This is a genomic window from Alteromonas sp., assembly GCF_984505615.1.
Window position 1 is genome coordinate 127002 of the sequence record NZ_CFHOXV010000001.1, and the last position, 18533, is coordinate 145534.

Below are 18533 nucleotides of genomic sequence, written 5' to 3' on the forward strand. Positions count from 1 at the left end.
TGCAAATTTTTAGCGGTCTGGCACTCCCTTTGCAAAATCCAGCTTGTTGACTAATTCACGACACAAAACGTCACTTTTTTGACGTATGTGATTTTGCTTTCGCGGGGATCAATATGGAACTGGCTATAATTTTAATGATGTTACTGATTGTGGTGGCTCTGGGCGCCATGAAATTGTCGGACAGCGGTGTAAGCTTTCCTTTTCGCAGTAAGCCTCAGCTGTTCACACCGGTAGAACATAATTTTCTGAAACTGATTGAGCAGGCGGTGGGCCGTGAATTCCGCATCGTCTGCAGGGTACGCCTGAGCGATGTACTGGCAGTAAGAGCTAAAGCCAGTAAAAAACAAGGCTCCAGCGCCATGTCACGGGCGTCGTCAAAGCAACTGGATTACGTATTGTGTGACCGCGACGACATGACACCCATTATGGCTATCGACCTTGTTTATAACGATGGCAAAAACAAATACAAATCCCAGCGCGACTTTTTTGTCAGTGGCGCGCTGGATGCAGCAGGGTTGCCTCATGTGCGCATTAAGGTGAAAACCGGTTATACCACCGAAGAGATCCGCGAATGTATCGAAAGCAAGCTTGTGCCTTACCGCCGCAAACAGCAACGCATTGCACAGGCGCCGACGCTTAACCCGGCGCCGAATAAACGCCCGACACGTCCGGTGCGTTCAAGCCGGGCAGCGGCTGCTTAATTTACCTTTTACTCTCCGGGTCGGTATTCTCCCCAAGGTACCGACCCATTTTCCCCTAATTTCTGTCAGTTTCTTCACTTTCATATTACCATTAACAATCATGACTTAACGGGCCCGCGCACACCCAGTTCGCCGGGCAGTACAGCGACGGAACATATTTATGAAAATCGGTATTCTTGGCGCAATGGATCAGGAAATTGCACTGTTACAGGCATCTCTGACAGATTGTGAAACCCGACAGTGGAAACACCTGACCTTTTACACCGGCACCCTGCATGGCGCTGAAGTCGTGCTGGTAAAATGCGGTATTGGTAAAGTTGCTTCAGCCCTTGCCACAACAGCACTTATCGAGCAGTACACGCCTGATTATGTTGTTAATACCGGCTCAGCGGGCGGGTTCGATCCGGCGCTGAATATCGGTGATGTGGTCGTCGGCAGTGCAGTGAAATATCACGATGTGGATATTACCCATTTTGGTTATGAACTCGGGCAATGTGCCGGTATGCCGCCACAATACGACTGCGATCCCCGCCTTGTTGAAGCTGCTACCGCCGCGGCACAGGACATCACCCATATTCAGAACACCACTGGCATGATTTGTACCGGCGATTCCTTTGTCGGTTCAGATGAAGCGGCACAGAAAATTAAAGACACCTTTCCGGCCATGAAGGCCTGTGAAATGGAAGGCGCGGCCATAGGACAAACCTGTTTTATGCTGGAAACACCGTTTCTGGTGATCCGTTCTTTGTCTGATATTGCCGGCAAAACATCATCAGTGTCCTTCGAGGCGTATCTGGAAACCGCAGCGAAGCACTCTGCTGAACTGGTTATGGGAATGATTGCCCGTCTGGCCTGAGCATAGTGTTAAGCATGGACGCCCTGCTCCACAGCCCTTTATTACAAAATCTCGCCCTGCTGTTGGTGGTTATCGCCATCGACAGCCTGTGGCGCTGGCCTCCCAAATACCACCCGTTAACCGTATTCCGCCTGCTGGCGGCCGGGATGGCGACAAAAGTAAAACCCAAATCCACTGACAGCCCTTCCCAACACCGGATATCCGGCGCACTGGGTGCGATTGTGCTTATCGTGCCTTTCACTGTGCTTACCGGTTTGCTGGTTACCATGGCTGAATATCCGCTGTTTTTCGAAGCAGTCATTTTACTTTGCGTCATGGACTTCGCTCAGGTGAGATGGCACTACAATGCTGTGGTCACCGCCCTTGGCAGAGAAAAGAAAGTCCTTGCCAGAGAAATGGTGTCCCACTTCGTCGCCCGCGACTGTGATCGTCTGTCGGATATCGGTATTGCTAAAGCAGCCATGGAAAGTTTACTGCTCAGGTTCTGCTACCAGTTTTGCGGTGTAGTTTTGTGGTTTCTGATTGCCGGTCCGGTGGCGGCACTGCTTTATCGTCTGCTGCTCTTATTCAGCTGGCAGTGGCACTGGCGAAAACCCGGCTTCTACTGGTTTGCCCTGCCCGTCCGCAGAGTCACCCGCCTGCTCTCGCTGGTCCCTGCATTTACCGGAGCAATTTTACTGGCACTGTCAACACATCCTGTTGCCGGCTTTAAAGCGCTCTCACAGGCAAAATCCAGAGACAGCACCTCGCTGCTACTAGCGTTATGTGGCGGGAGCCTAGGGATCCGGCTGGGTGGCCCGGCCATTTACTCAGGGAATATGATCCGGTACAGCCGGGTCGGCGGCCACCGCGAGGTACGCTTTTCAGACATGACACATTGTCGTCAGGCTGTTACCAGAGCGGTGTTACTGCTGCTGGGGATCACTGTTGTGATCTTTTCTGCCCTGCACGCACTATATGCTTTTTAATACTGTGCAAACTGCCCGGGGTGTAAAAGGGTTCTGCACGCCTTGTTCAGATAGTGTACACTGCACCGGAAACACAGGTTAAAACAGATATACGGAACATAGTGACGGATAACCTCATGCGCAAAATCATTGTTGTTTCTGCTCTTATTATCGTTGCCGTTGTTGCAACAACCTTTTACTGGCCAAAAGAAGCCGAAGCCGACGGATTCCGCTCAGTTCAGGCAACGCCTTTCATGCTGGAAAAAGTGAAAGCCGACGAGTGGTTACTCATCGACGTGCGTACTCCGCAGGAATACGCTGACGGCCATATTCCCGGCGCCATCAACATGCCTCACGAAGCCATCGGCGACTATGTGGAACAGCTGAATGATGCCAAAGACAAACCTATCATTATTTACTGCCGCTCCGGGCGTCGGGCGCAAATAGCAATGCAGATGCTGGAACAGAAGCAGTTCACCGGTATCAGTCACCTTGAAGGCGATATGCTGGGCTGGACAGAAGCCGGTTTGCCCGTAGAGAGAATGTGATTGCTTGCCTGTATGGCAGAAACCGGATTAAGCTGGTAGTATTCCGCGCTTTCATTTTAAGCAGATACGTTAATGCAGATAGATATTGCTACGCCGGCCATGTTGTTTCCGGCGATTTCACTGTTGCTCCTGGCTTACACGAACCGCTTCCTGACACTGGCAACGATAATCCGTAACTTTGCCCGTGAAAACCGCGACGAAAACACACAGGCGCAAATCCGTAACCTGCGCCAGCGCATCTTATTCATAAAACGCATGCAGATAGCCGGTGTTGTCAGCTTTTTCCTGTGTGTCTTATCCATGCTTGCCATTTACCTGACATATCAGCTGGCCGGAAACTGGATTTTCGCCTCCAGTCTGGTGTGTCTGATGTATTCATTGTGGATGTCTGTGCGGGAAATCCTGATCTCTGTTGAAGCACTGGATTTCCATCTGGATGGCATAAAAGATAATAAAAAATGAAAAACAATAAGCCATCAGCCAGCGATATTACTTACGTCCCCCTTGCGCCGGAGCACTTTGAAGGCGTGTTGTTATTAGGCAACCGCATTCAGGGTGACGGTTATCTGTCTCATTTCTCTCTGGAAGAAATGTATCATAAGGGCTGGCACGACAATATTAATGCCAGCTACGTTGCTCTGTATAACGGTGAAATCGCCGGATTCAGACTGACCTTTGCCCACTCCCAATGGCAGCCTGACGAATGGTGTTCTGTGGCAGAATGGCCGGTGGATCCGTCACGTGTGTGTTATTTCAAATGTAATACGGTAGACGATCGTCTGCAGGGATGTGGCATTGGCAGCCGGTTGCTGGAAATCGCCACACAAAAAGCGAAGGAACAGGGTGCCCTGGCGGGCCTGGCCCATATCTGGCTGGGTAGTCCGGGTAACAGTGCCTTTCGTTACTTCAGTAAAAACGGCGGTAAACTGATCGCCACACACCCCGGTAAATGGCGTTATGCTTCCATTCATGAAGGCTATGATTGCCCTGTTTGTCCCGGTTATTGTGAGTGCGAAGGGGCAGAAATGATGATTGTATTTCCGTAAACAGCCAATAAAAAACCCGCAATCATGCGGGTTTTGTTATTTCTGCGGCGGATACCGGAAAGTTATGCTGTCAGTGTAACTCTGGCAAACTTACGTTTACCCACCTGATACACGGCCTCACCGGCTTCTGTGATCACCAGACGGGTATCTTCGACTTTTTCACCGTCAATCTTCACAGCGCCCTGCTTAATCATACGCATGGCATCAGAGGTAGAACCCACCAGTCCCGCTTCTTTCAGCAGGTTACCGATGGCAATGCCGTCAACTTCCATGGCAACAGACACTTCCGGCATGTCGTCAGGGATGGCGTTTTTCTGGAAACGCTGAATAAAGTCCTGGTGCGCACCTTCTGCTGCAGCTTCGTCGTGGAAACGGGCGATGATCTCTTTTGCCAGTTCGATTTTGATATCACGGGGGTTCGCACCGGCTTCAACCTTCGCTTTCAGTTCTGCCACTTCTTCAAGAGGACGGAAGCTCAGCAGATCATAGTAACGCCACATTAGATCATCAGAAATCGACATCACTTTACCAAACATATCGTTCGGCGCATCAGTAATACCGATGTAGTTATTCAGCGATTTAGACATTTTCTGCACGCCGTCTAAACCTTCCAGCAGCGGTACCATCACTACCGCCTGCTGGCTCAGACCGTTTTCTTTTTGCAGCTCTCGGCCCATTAACAGATTAAAGCGCTGATCAGTACCGCCCAGCTCAACATCTGATTTCAGTGCAACGGAGTCATAACCCTGAACCAGCGGGTACAGAAATTCGTGAATAGCGATTGGCTGACCACCGTTGTAACGCTTTTTGAAGTCATCACGCTCAAGCATACGGGCTACCGTCTGGCTGGCGGCCAGTTTGATCATACCAGCCGCACCCAGCGCATCCATCCACTCAGAGTTAAAACGAATCTGCGTTTTCTCTTTATCGAGGATTTTGAATACCTGTTCCTGATACGTTTTAGCGTTTTCCAATACCTGTTCTTTGCTTAAAGGCTTGCGTGTCACGTTTTTACCGGTAGGATCACCGATAAGACCGGTGAAATCACCGATCAGGAACACAACGTTATGGCCTAACTGCTGAAAGGTGCGAAGTTTATTAATCAGGACGGTGTGACCCAAATGTAAGTCTGGTGCCGTAGGATCGAAACCAGCCTTGATGGTCAGCGTCTTGCCTGACTTGAGTTTTTCAATTAACTCTTCTTCAGGCAGGATCTCATCCGTACCCCGTTTAATTTCAGCTAAAGCGGTTTGCCAATCGGTCATGCTCGTTCCACACTTATTACATTTACTGGGAAAATTTAATCGGGGCATTTTACGCATCCCAGTGAACCTTTGAAAGACTTGACCGTCAAAAATCGGCTTCCTGTGCGATCTAATCATGAAATTACAGGTGCTTTGGTGGAAAGTCGTGCTGTAACACGATATTCTCAGGCTGGGCAGTAATATGAGATTGAAATTTACCGTGGTTCTGAAAACATTCAAAAGTCTTCCCAAACCACACCGGACCGGATTGGTGATCGCCAGTTTTTTACTGGGTGGTCTTATTCTTCTTCCTTCTGAACCGGTCGAAGCAAGTCGTCATCAGGAATCCCTGATTTTAGACGCAGGTGTGCGTTACCCTGTTGCGCTTTCAGTCATTGAAACGCCGGAAATCTATGTCGAAGAAGACGAGGGTAGCTGGGAAACATTCAAAGTGGGTCGTGGCGACACACTGGCTAAAATATTCAAGCGTGCAGGTTTTTCTGCCCGCGATACTTATGACGTGACTCAGGCAGGCGAACTGGCAAAAACCCTGGTTACACTGATTCCGGGTGACGAGTTGCAGTTGCGCGCCGGTGAAGATGGCAGTTTTGACGGGCTGCGTTACGCCATTTCTTATAAAGAAGCGTTGCTTATCAAGCGCAATGCTGAAGACGATGGCCTCACCGCCCAGCTGGAAGCGAAAGAAATCGAAACCCGCTACAGCTTTGCACAGGGTGAAATCGACTCCAGCTTCTGGAATGCCGGTGTTGATGCCGGTCTGACCGACAATCAGATCATGCACCTTGCGGGCATTTTCGGCTGGGATATCGACTTCGCTATGGGTATCCGTCAGGGCGATTTGTTCAATATCGTGTATGAAGAAAACTATATCGACGGCGAGTTCGTGGGTTACGGCGATATTGTTGCCGCTGAATTTGTGAACCAGGGTGAGCGCTTTGTTGCTATCCAGCACGATGACGGCAATTACTACACGCCGGAAGGCCGCAGCATGCGTAAAAGCTTTTTACGTGCGCCGATTAACTTCAAATACGTGAGTTCCAACTTTACTAAAGCCCGTTTCCACCCGGTGCAGAAACGCTGGAAATCTCACAATGGTACAGACTATGTGGCAGCCGTCGGTACGCCAATCATGGCCGCCGGTGACGGAAAGGTTATTGAAGCGTCGTATAACCGCTTTAACGGTAACTACGTGTTCATTCAGCATGGTGAGAAATACGTCACCAAGTACCTGCACCTTAAAAAGCGTGGTGTGAAGCGTGGTGACACGGTGAAACAGGGCCAGACAGTAGGCTATCTTGGTTCAACAGGTATGGTAACCGGCGCTCACCTTCACTATGAATTCCTGGTAGACGGTGTACACCGTAACCCCAGAACCGTAGAGTTGCCGAAAGCGCGCCCTATCGACTCATCAGAAAAAGACGCCTTTATGAAAATTGCTGAGGTACGCTTAGGTCAGCTGGACAACACCAAGCGTCTGATGCTGGCGATGAAATAAGCCTGTCGCGCAGACAATGAACATACTGAAAATGCCCGCTATGCGGGCATTTTTGTTCCCGCACAATGAAATATAAACAACAACCGGTATGCCCTATGAACACCCATAAGCTGGCAGTGCTCAGCAATGAAGCGCAGGAATATGCGCCGTTGATCCCCGCATTACTCCCTGACAACGTGGTACTTGATTGCATTACAACGGAACCGGTGGATGTGGACAAAGAGAATGTCACCATTCTGCTGGCGGATCCGGACCTCGCTGCCCTGGTGATCCCCCAAATGCCTGCACTGAAATGGTGTCAGTCGGTTTGGGCGGGCAACAGACCCTTACTGGCGCTGGACAGACAAGACTATCTGCTGACAGCAGCAAAGGGGATTTTCGGGGTACAGATGAGGGAATATGTATTTACCTGGTTGTTGCACTATTCCCGCTCTGTTGATGATTATGCACAAGCGCAACGCAATGTTGTCTGGTCACCTCCCCGCTATGCCCGGCTGCAGGGTAAAACGCTCGGGATCACCGGCGCAGGTTCCATTGCGGATGCATTATTGCCGGTGGCAGAAGTATTCGGGTTGAATGTCATCGGGTTAAGCCGCAGTGGTAAACCGAAAGCAGGCTACACGGCGATGTACACGCAGGCGTCGGTGTATGAGTTTGCCTGCCGGTGCGATTTTGTACTGAACCTGATGCCGGATACGCCGGATACAAGAGGTTTACTGAATGCAGATTTCTTTTCCGGGTTGTCCGGTGACTGTGTACTGATTAATGCCGGGCGGGGTTCTGCCATCGTTGAAGAGGATTTGCTCTCTGCACTGGATAACGGGCAATTGAAAGCCGCGGTACTGGATGTCTTTAATGAAGAACCATTGCCAGCCTCACACCCATTCTGGCAACACTCCAAAATCAAAATAACGCAGCACACCGCGGCGGAATCCCGCCCTGCCGATGTGGCTGCGCTATTTGCAGATAACTTACAGCGTTATTTATCCCGTCAGCCCCTGATGCATCAGTTTGATTTTACACGGGGCTATTAGTGCTTATCCGCGGGGGTCAGTAGCGGTGACCTCTATCCGGTCAATGTGCTGTTCGCGGAAGGCTTTCAGCGCATCAAGACCGGTAAGGGGATGCAGTTCACGGAACTCAACCCAGTCAATAAGTGTAAATAACGCCACCGACGGATAACCCCAACCATCAAACTCGCCGGCACTGACCATTTCATTCAGCAAGCCAAGCGTAGAAGCAATACGTTCTTTCTGCAGGCGGACAAACAACTGATCGTTGGTGGCCTCAATGCCTGAACGCTTCAGCATGAAAAGTTGAACAAACGAGTCGTTGGCACCATCAATCATCGTCAACTGGTTTTCCTGGTCCCAGCTCAGAGGCGGCAGCCCCAGCTTTGCCAGCAAATAACTGTGGATCACACGGGAGTCGAAAATTAACTGACCATCATCTTCAAGACACGGCACTTTCAGGGTAGGGTTTTTAGATGCCAGTATATCCCTGCCCTCACCCTCAAAGATGTTCAGATTAATAAACTCGTGCTCTGTAGCAGACAGCACGATGCGGATGCGGCGAACATAAGGCGATGTAACGGAGCCGTACAGTTTCATCATAAAATTCCTCAGCAACATTGAGAACAAAGTGATGACGACACAGTAACGGGAATAACCGGAAAATGGTACAGGGTGCACAGGTTAAATCAGACCGGTGCACCTGAGAGAATGATGAGTTACAGGATGCTCAGATACTGAAGCTTGAACCACACCCGCAGGTGGTTGTAGCGTTGGGGTTATCCACCAGAAAGCGGGAGCCTTCCAGGCCGTCTACATAATCAACGGTACCGCCCACCAGATATTGCAGGCTCATAGGATCGACCACCAGCGTAACGCTGTCTTTTTCGATGGTCATGTCACCTTCATTTACCTTCTCGTCGAAAGTGAAGCCATACTGAAAGCCCGAGCAGCCACCGCCAGTGACATACACACGCAATTTCAGATTCGGATTTTCTTCCTCTGTGACCAGCTCTTTCACTTTCTTCGCAGCAGAATCAGAAAAATCGATTGGCAGCGCCATTTCTACAGACATAGTTACCTCGCAAAATACCACGGGCTTTCGCCCTGAAAACATCCCTGAACGTCTCACAAACCTGAACAGGCGGAACCACACATCAGCTCAGTAGCAGAGCCGGTGAACGGGATGTGGCTAATTATCTAATACCTGACCAAATCAATCAACTAATCCGCACAATCCTGTGCTCCGGGACTCTGACCGGAAACTGCTGAAAACAACATTCGTTTGCACCACACGAAGACGAGCGCACCAAAACAATGCAACCAGCACGGGCAAGGTGTCCGGCTGAATCTCTAACTCATTGAAATTATGTATTAAAAAAACAGGCATAGTTTTCGCTAACTCTATGTCGGGTTAACATCCCATGCTTTCCAGCATAATGAGTTTTTACCACAGAGCCGGCCGAAGACCGGATGTGACACAATCTATTATCAGGCAATGATGCCCGGCGTTGAACTATCAGCGCCGGGCTTTTTTATTTAAGGGCACAATTAATGAGTGTTGAAAAATTTAATCTTTTCTCCTTCACCGGAAAAATGAAAATTCTCCACCTGTCATGGATGGTCTTCTTCGTGACCTTCGTGGTGTGGTTCAACATGGCACCGCTTAAACAGGTGATCATGAATGATATGGGGCTGAGCATTGAAGAATGGAAGACCTTACTGATCCTCAATGTGGCGCTGACCATTCCGGCCCGAGTGATCATTGGTGCACTCACTGATAAATACGGCCCCCGCATCGTTTACTCCGCATTGCTTGCCGTCTGCTCTGTACCCTGTTTTGTATTTGCCTTCGCCGACAATTTCACTCAGTTAGCCATCGCCCGTTTTGCTCTGGGCTTTATCGGCGCAGGTTTTGTAATTGGTATCCGTATGGTCAGTGAGTGGTTCCCTCCTAAAGAACTGGGCACTGCCGAAGGTGTGTATGGTGGCTGGGGCAACTTTGGTTCTGCGGCGGCAGCATTTACGTTACCGGCACTGGCACTGCTGTTTGGCGGTGATGATGGCTGGCGCTACGCCGTTGCCCTTACCGGTGTACTTTGCCTTATTTTCAGTGTGATTTACTTCACCAACGTCACGGATACACCCAAAGGTTCGACATACTTCCGTCCGAAAAACCTGGGTGGGATGGAAGTCACCAGTAAAGGCGATTTCTTCTTCCTGCTGGTGATGAAAACACCTATGTATGCCGCGCTGGCACTACTGAACTGGAAATTATCCCCGCAAGGCGTGGCCATGCTCAGCGAAAGTGTAGCGGTAACCCTCTATGTGGTGCTGGCTGCGCTGTACCTTTTTGATGTCTGGTCTACCTTCAAAGTGAACCGCGAAATATTTAAAACGCCGGTTGCCCCTGAACACCGTTATGAGTTTAAACAGGTTGCGGTTCTGAACATCCTGTATTTTGCGACCTTTGGTTCAGAACTGGCCGTGGTTTCAATGTTACCGGCTTTTTTTGCAGAAACCTTTGAACTGTCAATGGCAACAGCCGGCCTGCTGGCGGGTATGTATGCATTTATGAATCTGATGTCCCGTCCTGGCGGTGGCTTAATTTCTGACAAATTCGGCCGTAAGAAAACCCTGCTTATCCTCACCGCCGGTCTGGCACTGGGCTACTTCACGTTAAGCCATATTACCGGTCAATGGCCCGTCTGGCTGGCAGTCCTTGCCGTTATGGCCTGTTCATTCTTCGTGCAATCCGGTGAAGGCGCTGTATTTGCCGTAGTCCCCCTCATCAAGCGTCGCCTGACCGGCCAGATAGCAGGTATGACAGGTGCTTACGGTAATGTGGGTGCTGTGACTTATTTAACGGTTTACTCTTTTGTCGACGCCTCCGTCTTCTTCCTGGTGATCAGTGCCACAGCCGCACTGGGTTTTGTAGCATTGCTATTCATGCGTGAACCGGGAGGTACTATTACCGAAGTCAATGAAGATGGTACAGTTGAACTTATTCAGGTAGGTTCACACTAGGACCCTTCCGTTTGTCACAATTAGATCTCAGTTTTGGCGGTTACAGCACGCAGGGCATCAAAGATGAAAATCAGGATGCCTTTGCGGCCTGGCAGGCCAGAGACCACGCAGTAAAAGACAAAGGTATCGCCGTCGCCATTGCCGACGGCGTGTCTGCCTGTACACGGGCAAAGGAAGCGGCTAACACAGCCGTTACCAACTTTATTCACGACTACATGCAAACCCCGGCAAGCTGGACCGTTCAGCGCGCCGCAGGCCAGGTACTTAACAGCCTTAACCGCTGGTGTCACGGGCAGTATGACTATTCTCACGGTGGTTACAGCCAGATGCTCACCACGCTCAGCAGCGTGATATTCAAATCCCGCTGCGGATTTATGCTCCACGTGGGAGACAGCCGGATCTACCGCTACTCACAGGGCAACCTGGAACAACTCACCCGTGATCATTCAGCGAGACAGGGCAGTAATATTGTCCTCACCCGGGCCATCGGGCTGGAGGCAAAGCTGGATGTGGATTTTTCCCGCTTTGCGCTGAACAAAGATGAAATTTACGTACTGACAACCGACGGCGTTACTAACTTTTTGTCTTCAAGACAAATCCGTCAGCATCTCGACAGTCACACCAATGATCTCGAACAAACGGCATTTAATATCGTCAGTGCAGCCCTGAAAGCAGGCAGTGACGACAACACAACCTGCCTGCTGGTAAAGGTGAATGATTTGCCCGCCGGTGATGCCGCGGATGCGGATGCAATGCTGGATTCCTTGCGCCTGTTACCGCCGCTGGAACCCGGCCACAAAGTTGACGGTTACCGGGTGATTGAACAGTTTTTTAATGGTACCCGCTCCAGTTTGTATAAAGTCGCCGATGAAAAAACCGGTAAAGTGTACGGCTTAAAAACGCCTACAGAGTATTTTGAAGACGATCCCACCCATCTGAAGGGTTTTCTGCGGGAAGAGTGGATAGGTAAACACCTGGATAACCCCGCCGTGATGAAGGTCTTTCCCCGGCCTGACAATGCCAGATTTATTTATCACATCTGCGAATACGTTGAAGGGATCACCCTGCGACAGTGGATGATTGATAATCCGAAGCCCGCCCCGGAAAAGGTACGCCGCATCGTTAAACAGATTATTGCCGGACTAAGAGTTTTTCAGCGTAATGATATGGTGTACCGCGACATCAAACCGGAAAACATCATGCTTACCGATACCGGTGAAGTCAAAATCATTGATTTCGGTACTGTACAGGTAAAGGCTCTGCTGGAAACCGGTGAACAGGAGCAGGAAGACTACCCGGTGGGATCGGTAAACTATATTGCGCCGGAATTTTTGATCGATAACCAGAGCGATTTTCAATCCGACCTGTTTTCTCTCGGGGTTGTGGTGTACGAAATGTTCACCGGCGAACTCCCCTATCAGCCCTTTAAATTCAAAGATTACATTCCGGCCAACGTTTTTGAATACAAGTACCGCAGCCTGAAATCGTTTCGTCCCGATCTGCCGGCGTGGCTGGATATCTGCCTGAAAAAAGCCACGCAACCGGAACGGGAGAAGCGGTTTAATGCTTATTCTGAGTTCGAAACCGCGTTAAGTAATCCGAAAGAACTCATTGTCAGTGAACAAACATTCTCTCCTTTGCTGGAACGCAATCCCGTCCTGTTCTGGCAAATGATTTGCGCCGTACTTTGCGGGGTCATTGTGTGGCTGACCTGGCTGCTCAACCACTAAACGACTAACTATCCTGGCTCCCCTCCTCTGGCGGGGAGTCGTATACATCAATCCAGTTTACGCTGTTGACATACTCTCCCCGTTTGCTTTTCCATTGAAATACCTCTGTGGAAAACACGATTTGTTCAGGAATAAATCCCGCCGGTAGTGTGAACTCCTCATCGACGGTCTGAAAAAACTTAAATCCCCATTTGATATTCCCATTGGGTAGAAATCCCCCCTCACCGGCTTTAATTTCGTGAGGTTTTCCACCCAGACTTCCTTTAATGAGTACCGCAAGCTCACCTTTCAGCATGGCTTTATTTTCATTTTGCTGGAGTAACACCGCCTTGATCCGGTAACGGTTATCGCTGGCCAGGGGAGATACCTGGATACCGTCGATGAAAAAGCCGTCCTGAGTCACTTCAGGAGCAACCACCCGCTGATAAAAGCTGAGCTGTTCTTCCAAAGAACGCCCCTGCTGTTCTCTGGCTTCGAGCATCTTCTTGTACGATGATACCGAGCTGGCTGCCATCACGCTTTCCACCTGCAATGCAGCAACCTGCTTTCGTAACGCTGCGTTCTCATCTTCCAGATATTGCCGGGTCTGCTTTTCACTCAGCGCGACTTTTTCTTCATTTTTCTGCTGAAACTGCGCCAGCTGATAACCCGTGACCAGCATAAACAACAATCCGGCCACACAGGCCAGGGTAAACCTGTACAGCCCCCATTTTTGGATTAATTCAGCGCGTTGTAACGGTAACTTCATTGTTCTTCTTTATTCATTTTTAAACCAACAAACAGGCACACTACTTGATAGGAAAAGCAGTGACTTATGATAGAATAACGCCACAGCAAAAGGATAAGCCACTTTAATGCGACTTTCAGCACTTCGCCAGGAACTAGCCCATCCCAGAACCTCCGTTCAGGTGTGTATGCTGGGCATTGTGGGAGGCCTCATTGCTGCCGGCCTGATAATCCTGTTCCGGTTATGTGTGGAATGGGTGCAAGGTAGTGCGCTTACGTTGTTAAAGCAAGTGGTTTCCGATGAATGGATGGTGTGGTTTCTGATGCCGCTGTGCGCAGTCGCCTGCATCCTGATCATTGCCTGGATCACGGGGTTCAAACATTACCGCCTCGGCATTCCTTTCGTTATCCACCGTGTTAAACATCATTACGGACTGATCCCGTTCCGAACCACAATTAATCAATTCTTTGGCGGTATGCTGGCGCTGGCCGGCGGGTTTGTTGTTGGCCGTGAAGGGCCTTCGGTACACCTTGGTGCATTTGGCAGCAGCTTCCTTGGCCAGTGGTTGCGTCTTCCTTATAACAGTATTCGAATACTGGCGGGTTGCGGCATTGCTGCCGGCATATCGGCTTCATTCAACACACCTTTTGCCGCAGTCATCTTTGTAATGGAAGTGGTGCTCAGAGAATATAAAATTCACATCTTTGTACCGGTGATGCTGGCGGCAGCCATAGGTTCGGTGCTCACCCGCATGGTGTTCGGGGAAGTGAACGAGTTATCCTTTCTCGCCATCGCCGCCTTTGATGAATGGATGTATTTCTATTTCATTTTCCTTGGTATTGCTCTTGGTGCGCTGGCAACCTTATTTAACTCTCAACTGATGCGGGTAATGCAATTTTTCCGGCCGATTAATATGATCTGGCGACTCATTCTTGCTGCGCTCATCACCGGTACCATCGGCATTTTCCTGCCGGAAAGTTTAGGCGCCAGCTTTGATGATGTGGACCATCTTTTCCACACCCATCCGGGCACCTTACTACTCCTGTCGATTCTTTCGGCCAAACTGATCCTGGCGATTTTTGCCATCGGACTGGGCATCCCGGGTGGTATCATCGGGCCTGTCATGGTGATTGGTATGCTGGCGGGCTCTGTACTGCTAATGCCCCTGCAATCGCTGGTAGACGTTGATGATTACACCAGCAGCTTTGCCCTGCTCGGCGTTGCCGGCATGCTTACAGCAGTACTGCATGCTCCCCTCGCTGCCTTGTCGGCAGTGATGGAATTGTCGTACAGTCCGGAAATCATTCTGCCGGCCATGCTGGTGATTGTGCCGGCATACGTTACGGCCACCCAGTTTCTGGGCAACCGGTCTATCTTTATCCGTCAGCTCGATTATCAGAATCTGCCGTATGCCGTGACCTCTATCCGCGAAGCACTGGAAAAAACCGGTGTTCTGGCAGCCATGACCACGGAATACAAACTGTTCCTGGATGCGCCGGAACAGGCTATCGAAAATTATCTGTCTGAGAATCCCACTTACGTGGTGGTACAGAAATCCCGCACAGAGCTGGATGTGCATTACAAACTGGTTCAATACGATGTCAGTCTGGACCATAATGCGCACCCATTGAGTTATTTCAGTATGGAAGGTGTCAGCAGTCAGGCCACGTTGCACGAAGTGTACGAAAAGCTGAAGAACGGCCGGAGCGGAGCGGTGTATGTTTACGACCAGTCTGTGCAGGAAGTCAAAGGGGTAATTACCTGGAACATTCTGCAAACCTTCCTGCAAAGAGCACAGTATTAACGGAAACCGGTTATGATTTTGTGGTTAAAAGCGTTACACATCTTTTTTATGGTCGCCTGGCTGGCGGGAATTTTTTATCTTCCGCGGCTGTTTGTTTATCATGCAGAAGCAAAAGAACAAAATATTCGCGATCAATTTAAAATAATGGAAAGAAGGCTATGGTTTTTTGTCACGCCTTTTGCCATATTAACACTTATATTCGGTGTGTCCCTGATTTACGTTTACGGCATGGCCTGGTTCCGGGCTTCAGCGTGGCTACATGTTAAACTAACGCTTTTACTTGCCATTTATGCATATCACTTCTATTTATTTAAACTGGTTAATCAATTTGCCCGCGACGAAAATACCCGGTCGCCTAAGTTTTACCGTTTTTTAAATGAAGCACCCGTATTACTTTTACTGGCAATTGTGATCTTAGCTGTCGTTAAACCGTTCTAAAAACCATTAGCAGGCCAGTTTAACCCGCTTTATCCTAAGCGATATCGTTGTCATAAAATTAAAGGAAGCAATTTTGTGGCGAATTTTCTCCGGAAACGTGACAAGGCAAACCAAGACATGGATGTGAGTAACGAACATTTGAAGTCCTTACTGGAAAAGACCGATGAGGCTTTTCAGGCACTTCTGAAAGAACCGGATTCAGACGAACTCAACGACGCCTATGAAGCGGCGCGGGTGGAACTGAACAGTTACATCAGCTCAATGCGTCACAATCTCGCCCAGCGACTTAAGTAAAGCTTTTCAAGCCGGCGGACGCCCTACTCTTTCATCTGCACAAAAGTTTCAAACTGATCAGGCAAAACGCCGGCCAGTTCACCGGCCAGGTCAACATACTCTTTCAGCATCGCCGGTAACTGTGCAGCCAGTTGCGGAAGATGCTGCTGCAAAGCCGCTGCCTGTTCATCTGTACGCCTTTCCATTGCGAGACCGGGATTCGCCAGTGTTGAAAACAACTTAAGACAGCGGGACAGCCGCTTTGCAGGATCTTCGCTTCCCTTCACGCCTTTATCTTTCTCAGGGTTTGCCACTGCCAGTTGCCATGCTCTTTGCCATACCGGTTCAAGCCTGCCATGGGCGCTGAGCAAGCCGGAAAGCCATGCCGTTAACTCCTTGCGCTCTGCGGCATTGTCATGCCACTGACAAACTCCGGGCAGCAACGACGTATTATTTCTCATCGCCTGCAAGTTCTGCCTTAAACCGTCCATCAGGCCCTCTGCCATGTGTTCAAACGACACATCAGAAGCCGCCACCGGCGCATTCGCCACCAGCCAGGGCATCCATTGTTCAGGCATAGGAATTTCAGGACTGGTTGCCACAGCGAAGATGAATCCACGACAATGGCATTGCGACGGGAGCAAAGCCGCCAGAGCCGGCTCTGAAAATAATGATGAAAACGGCGTGCTGTTATTTTCCATTTATTCTGAACACTTTGATTAACCACGAAGAATCGTTATGCTGCATGCACTATAACAATAACACTTAAATGGAGTACGCAGTATGGCAAGTGACAAATCAGGCTATATTGTTGCGGCGGCTTTTATTGGTCCGGGAACAGTGACAACGGCCAGTATGGCCGGCGCAGGTTTTGGTTTTCACCTTGTTTGGGCACTCCTGTTTTCTGTAATAGCCACTATGGTACTGCAGGATATGGCTGCGCGGCTGGGCACAGGAACCGGAAAAGGTTTGTCGAATGCCTTAATGACACTGACAGAAAATAAAGCCTTACGCATTACCATTGCAGCTTTGATTGTGTCCGCTATCGGTATTGGCAATGCGGCCTATGAATCCGGCAACCTCACCGGAGCAGCCATAGGCCTGGATGCCATTACTCCGTTAGGAACGTCTCAATGGGCAGTCATCCTGGGCGCACTTGCAGCGCTGTTGTTGTATACCGGAAAGTACAAATTAATTGAGTCAGTGCTGGTGTCACTGGTTGCTATCATGGCGCTGGTGTTTGTCATTACCCTGTTTTTTGCCGGACCGGACTGGTCTGCCATGCTCAGTCAACTTCTGCATCCGCAACTTGATGCCGGCACGATTACCATGGTGCTGGCACTTGTAGGCACCACTATCGTGCCCTACAACCTTTTCCTACATGCAAGCCTTGTGGCCCAGCAGTACGGGAAAACAAACGACGATGCCGCTCTGAAGGCCTGCCGGAAGCAATCTGTGACTGCTATCGGGTTCGGAGGCATTATCACGATGATTATCGTTGCCACCGCGATGACCGCGTTTTACGGACAGAGTGAGTCTCTTGATGCCGGTAATATGAGCCGCCAGCTTGCGCCGGTACCCGGGGAATACGCACAGTGGTTTTTTGCCGCCGGTTTGTTCGCAGCCGGTCTCACCAGCGCTATAACCGCCCCTCTGGCAGCATCCTACGCGGTGTGCGGCGCTTTAGGAAAACCTGCTGATATGACAGGCAGGTTATTTAAAGGGGTGTGGCTGGTGGTTATTCTGAGCGGCGTGATTATCGCCAGCATCGGCATTAAACCATTACTCGCCATCTTGTTCGCTCAGGCCACTAACGGGCTGCTTCTGCCCTTTATTGCGGTATTTTTATTAGCCGTTATGAACAGGAAATCACTGCCTGCCACATACAGAAACAGCACGTTCAGCAACCTTACTGGTGCTGCAATCGTGCTGTTTGTGGTTTGCCTCGGGCTGTATAAAGTCGCCTCACTGTTTTTGTGAGGCGCAATATCAGCCGGCCGGCTGACTGATCAGGCTTTACCTGCCAGTCTGCCAAGCACATTGTTCAGCATGTTACGGCTGCAACCAAAGTTAATGCGGAAATGATCCGGCGCAAGGAAGTCAGCACCGGGTGATGGCCCCACGCCCCGGCTTTCTGCCCATTTCTGCACATTCGCCACATCCAGCCCGCTGGCATCTATCCATGCCAGAAATGTTGCCTGCGACTGATGCACTTTCAGACCATCAATGGCATTCACCTGCTCAATCAGTGTTGCCTGGTTACCTCTCAGGTAAGTCAGTAATTCAGAATGCCACTGATCACATTGGGTAAAGGCCGCTTCTGTGGCCACCAGCCCTAAGAGGTTTACCCACGGCATGTGACCGGCTGCGGACTGCACGAACTGCTGACGCAACTGACGGTCAGGGATAATCGCAAATGAAGCACCCAGACCGGCCACGTTGAAGGTTTTGCTGGCAGCCATCAGGGTAACGCTGACATCTTTCAGCGCTTCCACTCTGCCTGCCGGAATATGCTTTACTGTTTCATCAAGGATCAAATCACAGTGAATTTCATCACTGCACAATTTCACGTCGTTTTGCAGGCAAATCTCAGCAACACGATCAATCTCCTGCTGGCTCAGCACACTCCCCACAGGATTCATCGGGTTGCACAGAATAAGTAACTT

The 18533-nt window shown here is 50.0% G+C and carries 20 protein-coding genes; 14 read left to right on the top strand and 6 right to left on the bottom strand.

Going from position 1 to position 18533, the window contains the following annotated elements:
- The first annotated feature begins 113 nt into the window (after positions 1-113).
- From AC4PME_RS00540 to AC4PME_RS00565, 6 genes are all read left to right on the top strand, one after another.
- Positions 114-701, top strand: a complete 588-nt coding sequence (locus tag AC4PME_RS00540) for a DUF2726 domain-containing protein (protein ID WP_490709617.1) — start codon at positions 114-116, stop codon at positions 699-701.
- A 160-nt stretch (positions 702-861) separates the two neighbouring features.
- Positions 862-1557 carry a 5'-methylthioadenosine/adenosylhomocysteine nucleosidase gene (locus AC4PME_RS00545; protein WP_119502287.1) on the top strand — a complete coding sequence of 232 codons (696 nt, stop codon included), beginning with the start codon at positions 862-864 and terminating at the stop codon, positions 1555-1557.
- A 14-nt stretch (positions 1558-1571) separates the two neighbouring features.
- Positions 1572-2525 (top strand): cobalamin biosynthesis protein CobD/CbiB, encoded by a 954-nt coding sequence (locus AC4PME_RS00550; RefSeq protein WP_119502288.1) that lies wholly within the window; start codon positions 1572-1574, stop codon positions 2523-2525.
- Positions 2526-2641: 116 nt separating this feature from the next.
- Positions 2642-3052: a rhodanese-like domain-containing protein gene (locus tag AC4PME_RS00555; RefSeq protein ID WP_119502289.1), complete on the top strand. Its 411-nt coding sequence runs from the start codon at positions 2642-2644 to the stop codon at positions 3050-3052.
- Between the two features lie 72 nt (positions 3053-3124).
- On the top strand, positions 3125-3514 hold the full coding sequence (locus AC4PME_RS00560) for a DUF2721 domain-containing protein (protein WP_119502290.1): 390 nt from the start codon (positions 3125-3127) through the stop codon (positions 3512-3514).
- Positions 3511-4098 carry a GNAT family N-acetyltransferase gene (locus AC4PME_RS00565; protein ID WP_491044542.1) on the top strand — a complete coding sequence of 196 codons (588 nt, stop codon included), beginning with the start codon at positions 3511-3513 and terminating at the stop codon, positions 4096-4098. The genes AC4PME_RS00560 and AC4PME_RS00565 overlap by 4 nt, the downstream gene beginning before the upstream one ends.
- A 62-nt stretch (positions 4099-4160) precedes the next feature.
- Here the strand turns inward: AC4PME_RS00565 and tyrS are convergent, their stop codons facing one another.
- Positions 4161-5363 carry a tyrosine--tRNA ligase gene (gene tyrS, locus AC4PME_RS00570; protein WP_491044541.1) on the bottom strand — a complete coding sequence of 401 codons (1203 nt, stop codon included), beginning with the start codon at positions 5361-5363 and terminating at the stop codon, positions 4161-4163.
- A gap of 181 nt (positions 5364-5544) precedes the next feature.
- Here tyrS and AC4PME_RS00575 point away from each other — a divergent pair, with 181 nt between their 5' ends.
- Together AC4PME_RS00575 and AC4PME_RS00580 are read left to right on the top strand one after the other, a co-directional pair.
- A complete protein-coding gene (locus AC4PME_RS00575; RefSeq protein WP_491044540.1) occupies positions 5545-6858 on the top strand; it encodes an OapA family protein in 1314 nt (437 codons plus the stop codon).
- A 95-nt stretch (positions 6859-6953) separates the two neighbouring features.
- Positions 6954-7892 carry a D-2-hydroxyacid dehydrogenase gene (locus tag AC4PME_RS00580; RefSeq protein WP_491044539.1) on the top strand — a complete coding sequence of 313 codons (939 nt, stop codon included), beginning with the start codon at positions 6954-6956 and terminating at the stop codon, positions 7890-7892.
- Between the two features lie 3 nt (positions 7893-7895).
- Here the strand turns inward: AC4PME_RS00580 and AC4PME_RS00585 are convergent, their stop codons facing one another.
- On the bottom strand, positions 7896-8468 hold the full coding sequence (locus tag AC4PME_RS00585; protein WP_491044592.1) for a glutathione S-transferase family protein: 573 nt from the start codon (positions 8466-8468) through the stop codon (positions 7896-7898).
- Between the two features lie 130 nt (positions 8469-8598).
- A complete protein-coding gene (gene erpA / locus AC4PME_RS00590) occupies positions 8599-8943 on the bottom strand; it encodes an iron-sulfur cluster insertion protein ErpA (RefSeq protein ID WP_119502295.1) in 345 nt (114 codons plus the stop codon).
- A 479-nt stretch (positions 8944-9422) separates the two neighbouring features.
- On the opposite strand from erpA, the gene AC4PME_RS00595 reads away from it, so the two are divergent.
- Together AC4PME_RS00595 and AC4PME_RS00600 are read left to right on the top strand one after the other, a co-directional pair.
- Positions 9423-10895, top strand: a complete 1473-nt coding sequence (locus tag AC4PME_RS00595; RefSeq protein WP_490709625.1) for a NarK family nitrate/nitrite MFS transporter — start codon at positions 9423-9425, stop codon at positions 10893-10895.
- Positions 10896-10906: 11 nt separating this feature from the next.
- Positions 10907-12625 (top strand): bifunctional protein-serine/threonine kinase/phosphatase, encoded by a 1719-nt coding sequence (locus AC4PME_RS00600; protein WP_491044538.1) that lies wholly within the window; start codon positions 10907-10909, stop codon positions 12623-12625.
- Between the two features lie 4 nt (positions 12626-12629).
- Here AC4PME_RS00600 and AC4PME_RS00605 read toward each other — a convergent pair whose 3' ends face one another.
- Complete coding sequence (locus tag AC4PME_RS00605; RefSeq protein WP_491044537.1) at positions 12630-13373, bottom strand: DUF6776 family protein; 744 nt, start codon at positions 13371-13373, stop codon at positions 12630-12632.
- A 106-nt stretch (positions 13374-13479) separates the two neighbouring features.
- Between AC4PME_RS00605 and AC4PME_RS00610 the strand changes: the two genes are divergently transcribed.
- The 3 genes from AC4PME_RS00610 to AC4PME_RS00620 all read left to right on the top strand — a co-directional run bounded on the left by AC4PME_RS00610 (position 13480) and on the right by AC4PME_RS00620 (position 15888).
- Positions 13480-15156, top strand: a complete 1677-nt coding sequence (locus tag AC4PME_RS00610) for a chloride channel protein (RefSeq protein ID WP_119502299.1) — start codon at positions 13480-13482, stop codon at positions 15154-15156.
- Positions 15157-15168: 12 nt separating this feature from the next.
- Positions 15169-15594, top strand: coding sequence for a protoporphyrinogen oxidase HemJ (hemJ, locus tag AC4PME_RS00615; protein WP_119502300.1), 426 nt, complete (start codon positions 15169-15171; stop codon positions 15592-15594).
- Between the two features lie 75 nt (positions 15595-15669).
- Positions 15670-15888 carry a hypothetical protein gene (locus AC4PME_RS00620; protein ID WP_119502301.1) on the top strand — a complete coding sequence of 73 codons (219 nt, stop codon included), beginning with the start codon at positions 15670-15672 and terminating at the stop codon, positions 15886-15888.
- A gap of 23 nt (positions 15889-15911) precedes the next feature.
- Here the strand turns inward: AC4PME_RS00620 and AC4PME_RS00625 are convergent, their stop codons facing one another.
- Positions 15912-16568, bottom strand: a complete 657-nt coding sequence (locus AC4PME_RS00625; protein WP_491044536.1) for a UPF0149 family protein — start codon at positions 16566-16568, stop codon at positions 15912-15914.
- Positions 16569-16650: 82 nt separating this feature from the next.
- On the opposite strand from AC4PME_RS00625, the gene AC4PME_RS00630 reads away from it, so the two are divergent.
- On the top strand, positions 16651-17847 hold the full coding sequence (locus tag AC4PME_RS00630; protein ID WP_491044535.1) for an Nramp family divalent metal transporter: 1197 nt from the start codon (positions 16651-16653) through the stop codon (positions 17845-17847).
- Between the two features lie 29 nt (positions 17848-17876).
- On the opposite strand, the gene AC4PME_RS00635 is transcribed toward AC4PME_RS00630, so the two are convergent.
- Positions 17877-18533 (bottom strand): aminotransferase class I/II-fold pyridoxal phosphate-dependent enzyme (locus tag AC4PME_RS00635; RefSeq protein WP_491529473.1); only part of this gene is annotated, 657 nt, incomplete at its 5' end.

Coding starts and splice junctions, on each gene's coding strand:
- AC4PME_RS00560 (WP_119502290.1), top strand. CDS start 3,125: ATGCAGATAGATATTGCTACGCCGGCCATGTTGTTTCCGGCGATTTCA.
- AC4PME_RS00550 (WP_119502288.1), top strand. CDS start 1,572: ATGGACGCCCTGCTCCACAGCCCTTTATTACAAAATCTCGCCCTGCTG.
- AC4PME_RS00580 (WP_491044539.1), top strand. CDS start 6,954: ATGAACACCCATAAGCTGGCAGTGCTCAGCAATGAAGCGCAGGAATAT.
- AC4PME_RS00630 (WP_491044535.1), top strand. CDS start 16,651: ATGGCAAGTGACAAATCAGGCTATATTGTTGCGGCGGCTTTTATTGGT.
- AC4PME_RS00565 (WP_491044542.1), top strand. CDS start 3,511: ATGAAAAACAATAAGCCATCAGCCAGCGATATTACTTACGTCCCCCTT.
- AC4PME_RS00625 (WP_491044536.1), bottom strand. CDS start 16,568: ATGGAAAATAACAGCACGCCGTTTTCATCATTATTTTCAGAGCCGGCT.
- AC4PME_RS00595 (WP_490709625.1), top strand. CDS start 9,423: ATGAGTGTTGAAAAATTTAATCTTTTCTCCTTCACCGGAAAAATGAAA.
- AC4PME_RS00555 (WP_119502289.1), top strand. CDS start 2,642: ATGCGCAAAATCATTGTTGTTTCTGCTCTTATTATCGTTGCCGTTGTT.
- AC4PME_RS00545 (WP_119502287.1), top strand. CDS start 862: ATGAAAATCGGTATTCTTGGCGCAATGGATCAGGAAATTGCACTGTTA.
- AC4PME_RS00540 (WP_490709617.1), top strand. CDS start 114: ATGGAACTGGCTATAATTTTAATGATGTTACTGATTGTGGTGGCTCTG.
- hemJ (WP_119502300.1), top strand. CDS start 15,169: ATGATTTTGTGGTTAAAAGCGTTACACATCTTTTTTATGGTCGCCTGG.
- AC4PME_RS00575 (WP_491044540.1), top strand. CDS start 5,545: ATGAGATTGAAATTTACCGTGGTTCTGAAAACATTCAAAAGTCTTCCC.
- AC4PME_RS00585 (WP_491044592.1), bottom strand. CDS start 8,468: ATGAAACTGTACGGCTCCGTTACATCGCCTTATGTTCGCCGCATCCGC.
- AC4PME_RS00605 (WP_491044537.1), bottom strand. CDS start 13,373: ATGAAGTTACCGTTACAACGCGCTGAATTAATCCAAAAATGGGGGCTG.
- tyrS (WP_491044541.1), bottom strand. CDS start 5,363: ATGACCGATTGGCAAACCGCTTTAGCTGAAATTAAACGGGGTACGGAT.
- AC4PME_RS00610 (WP_119502299.1), top strand. CDS start 13,480: ATGCGACTTTCAGCACTTCGCCAGGAACTAGCCCATCCCAGAACCTCC.
- erpA (WP_119502295.1), bottom strand. CDS start 8,943: ATGTCTGTAGAAATGGCGCTGCCAATCGATTTTTCTGATTCTGCTGCG.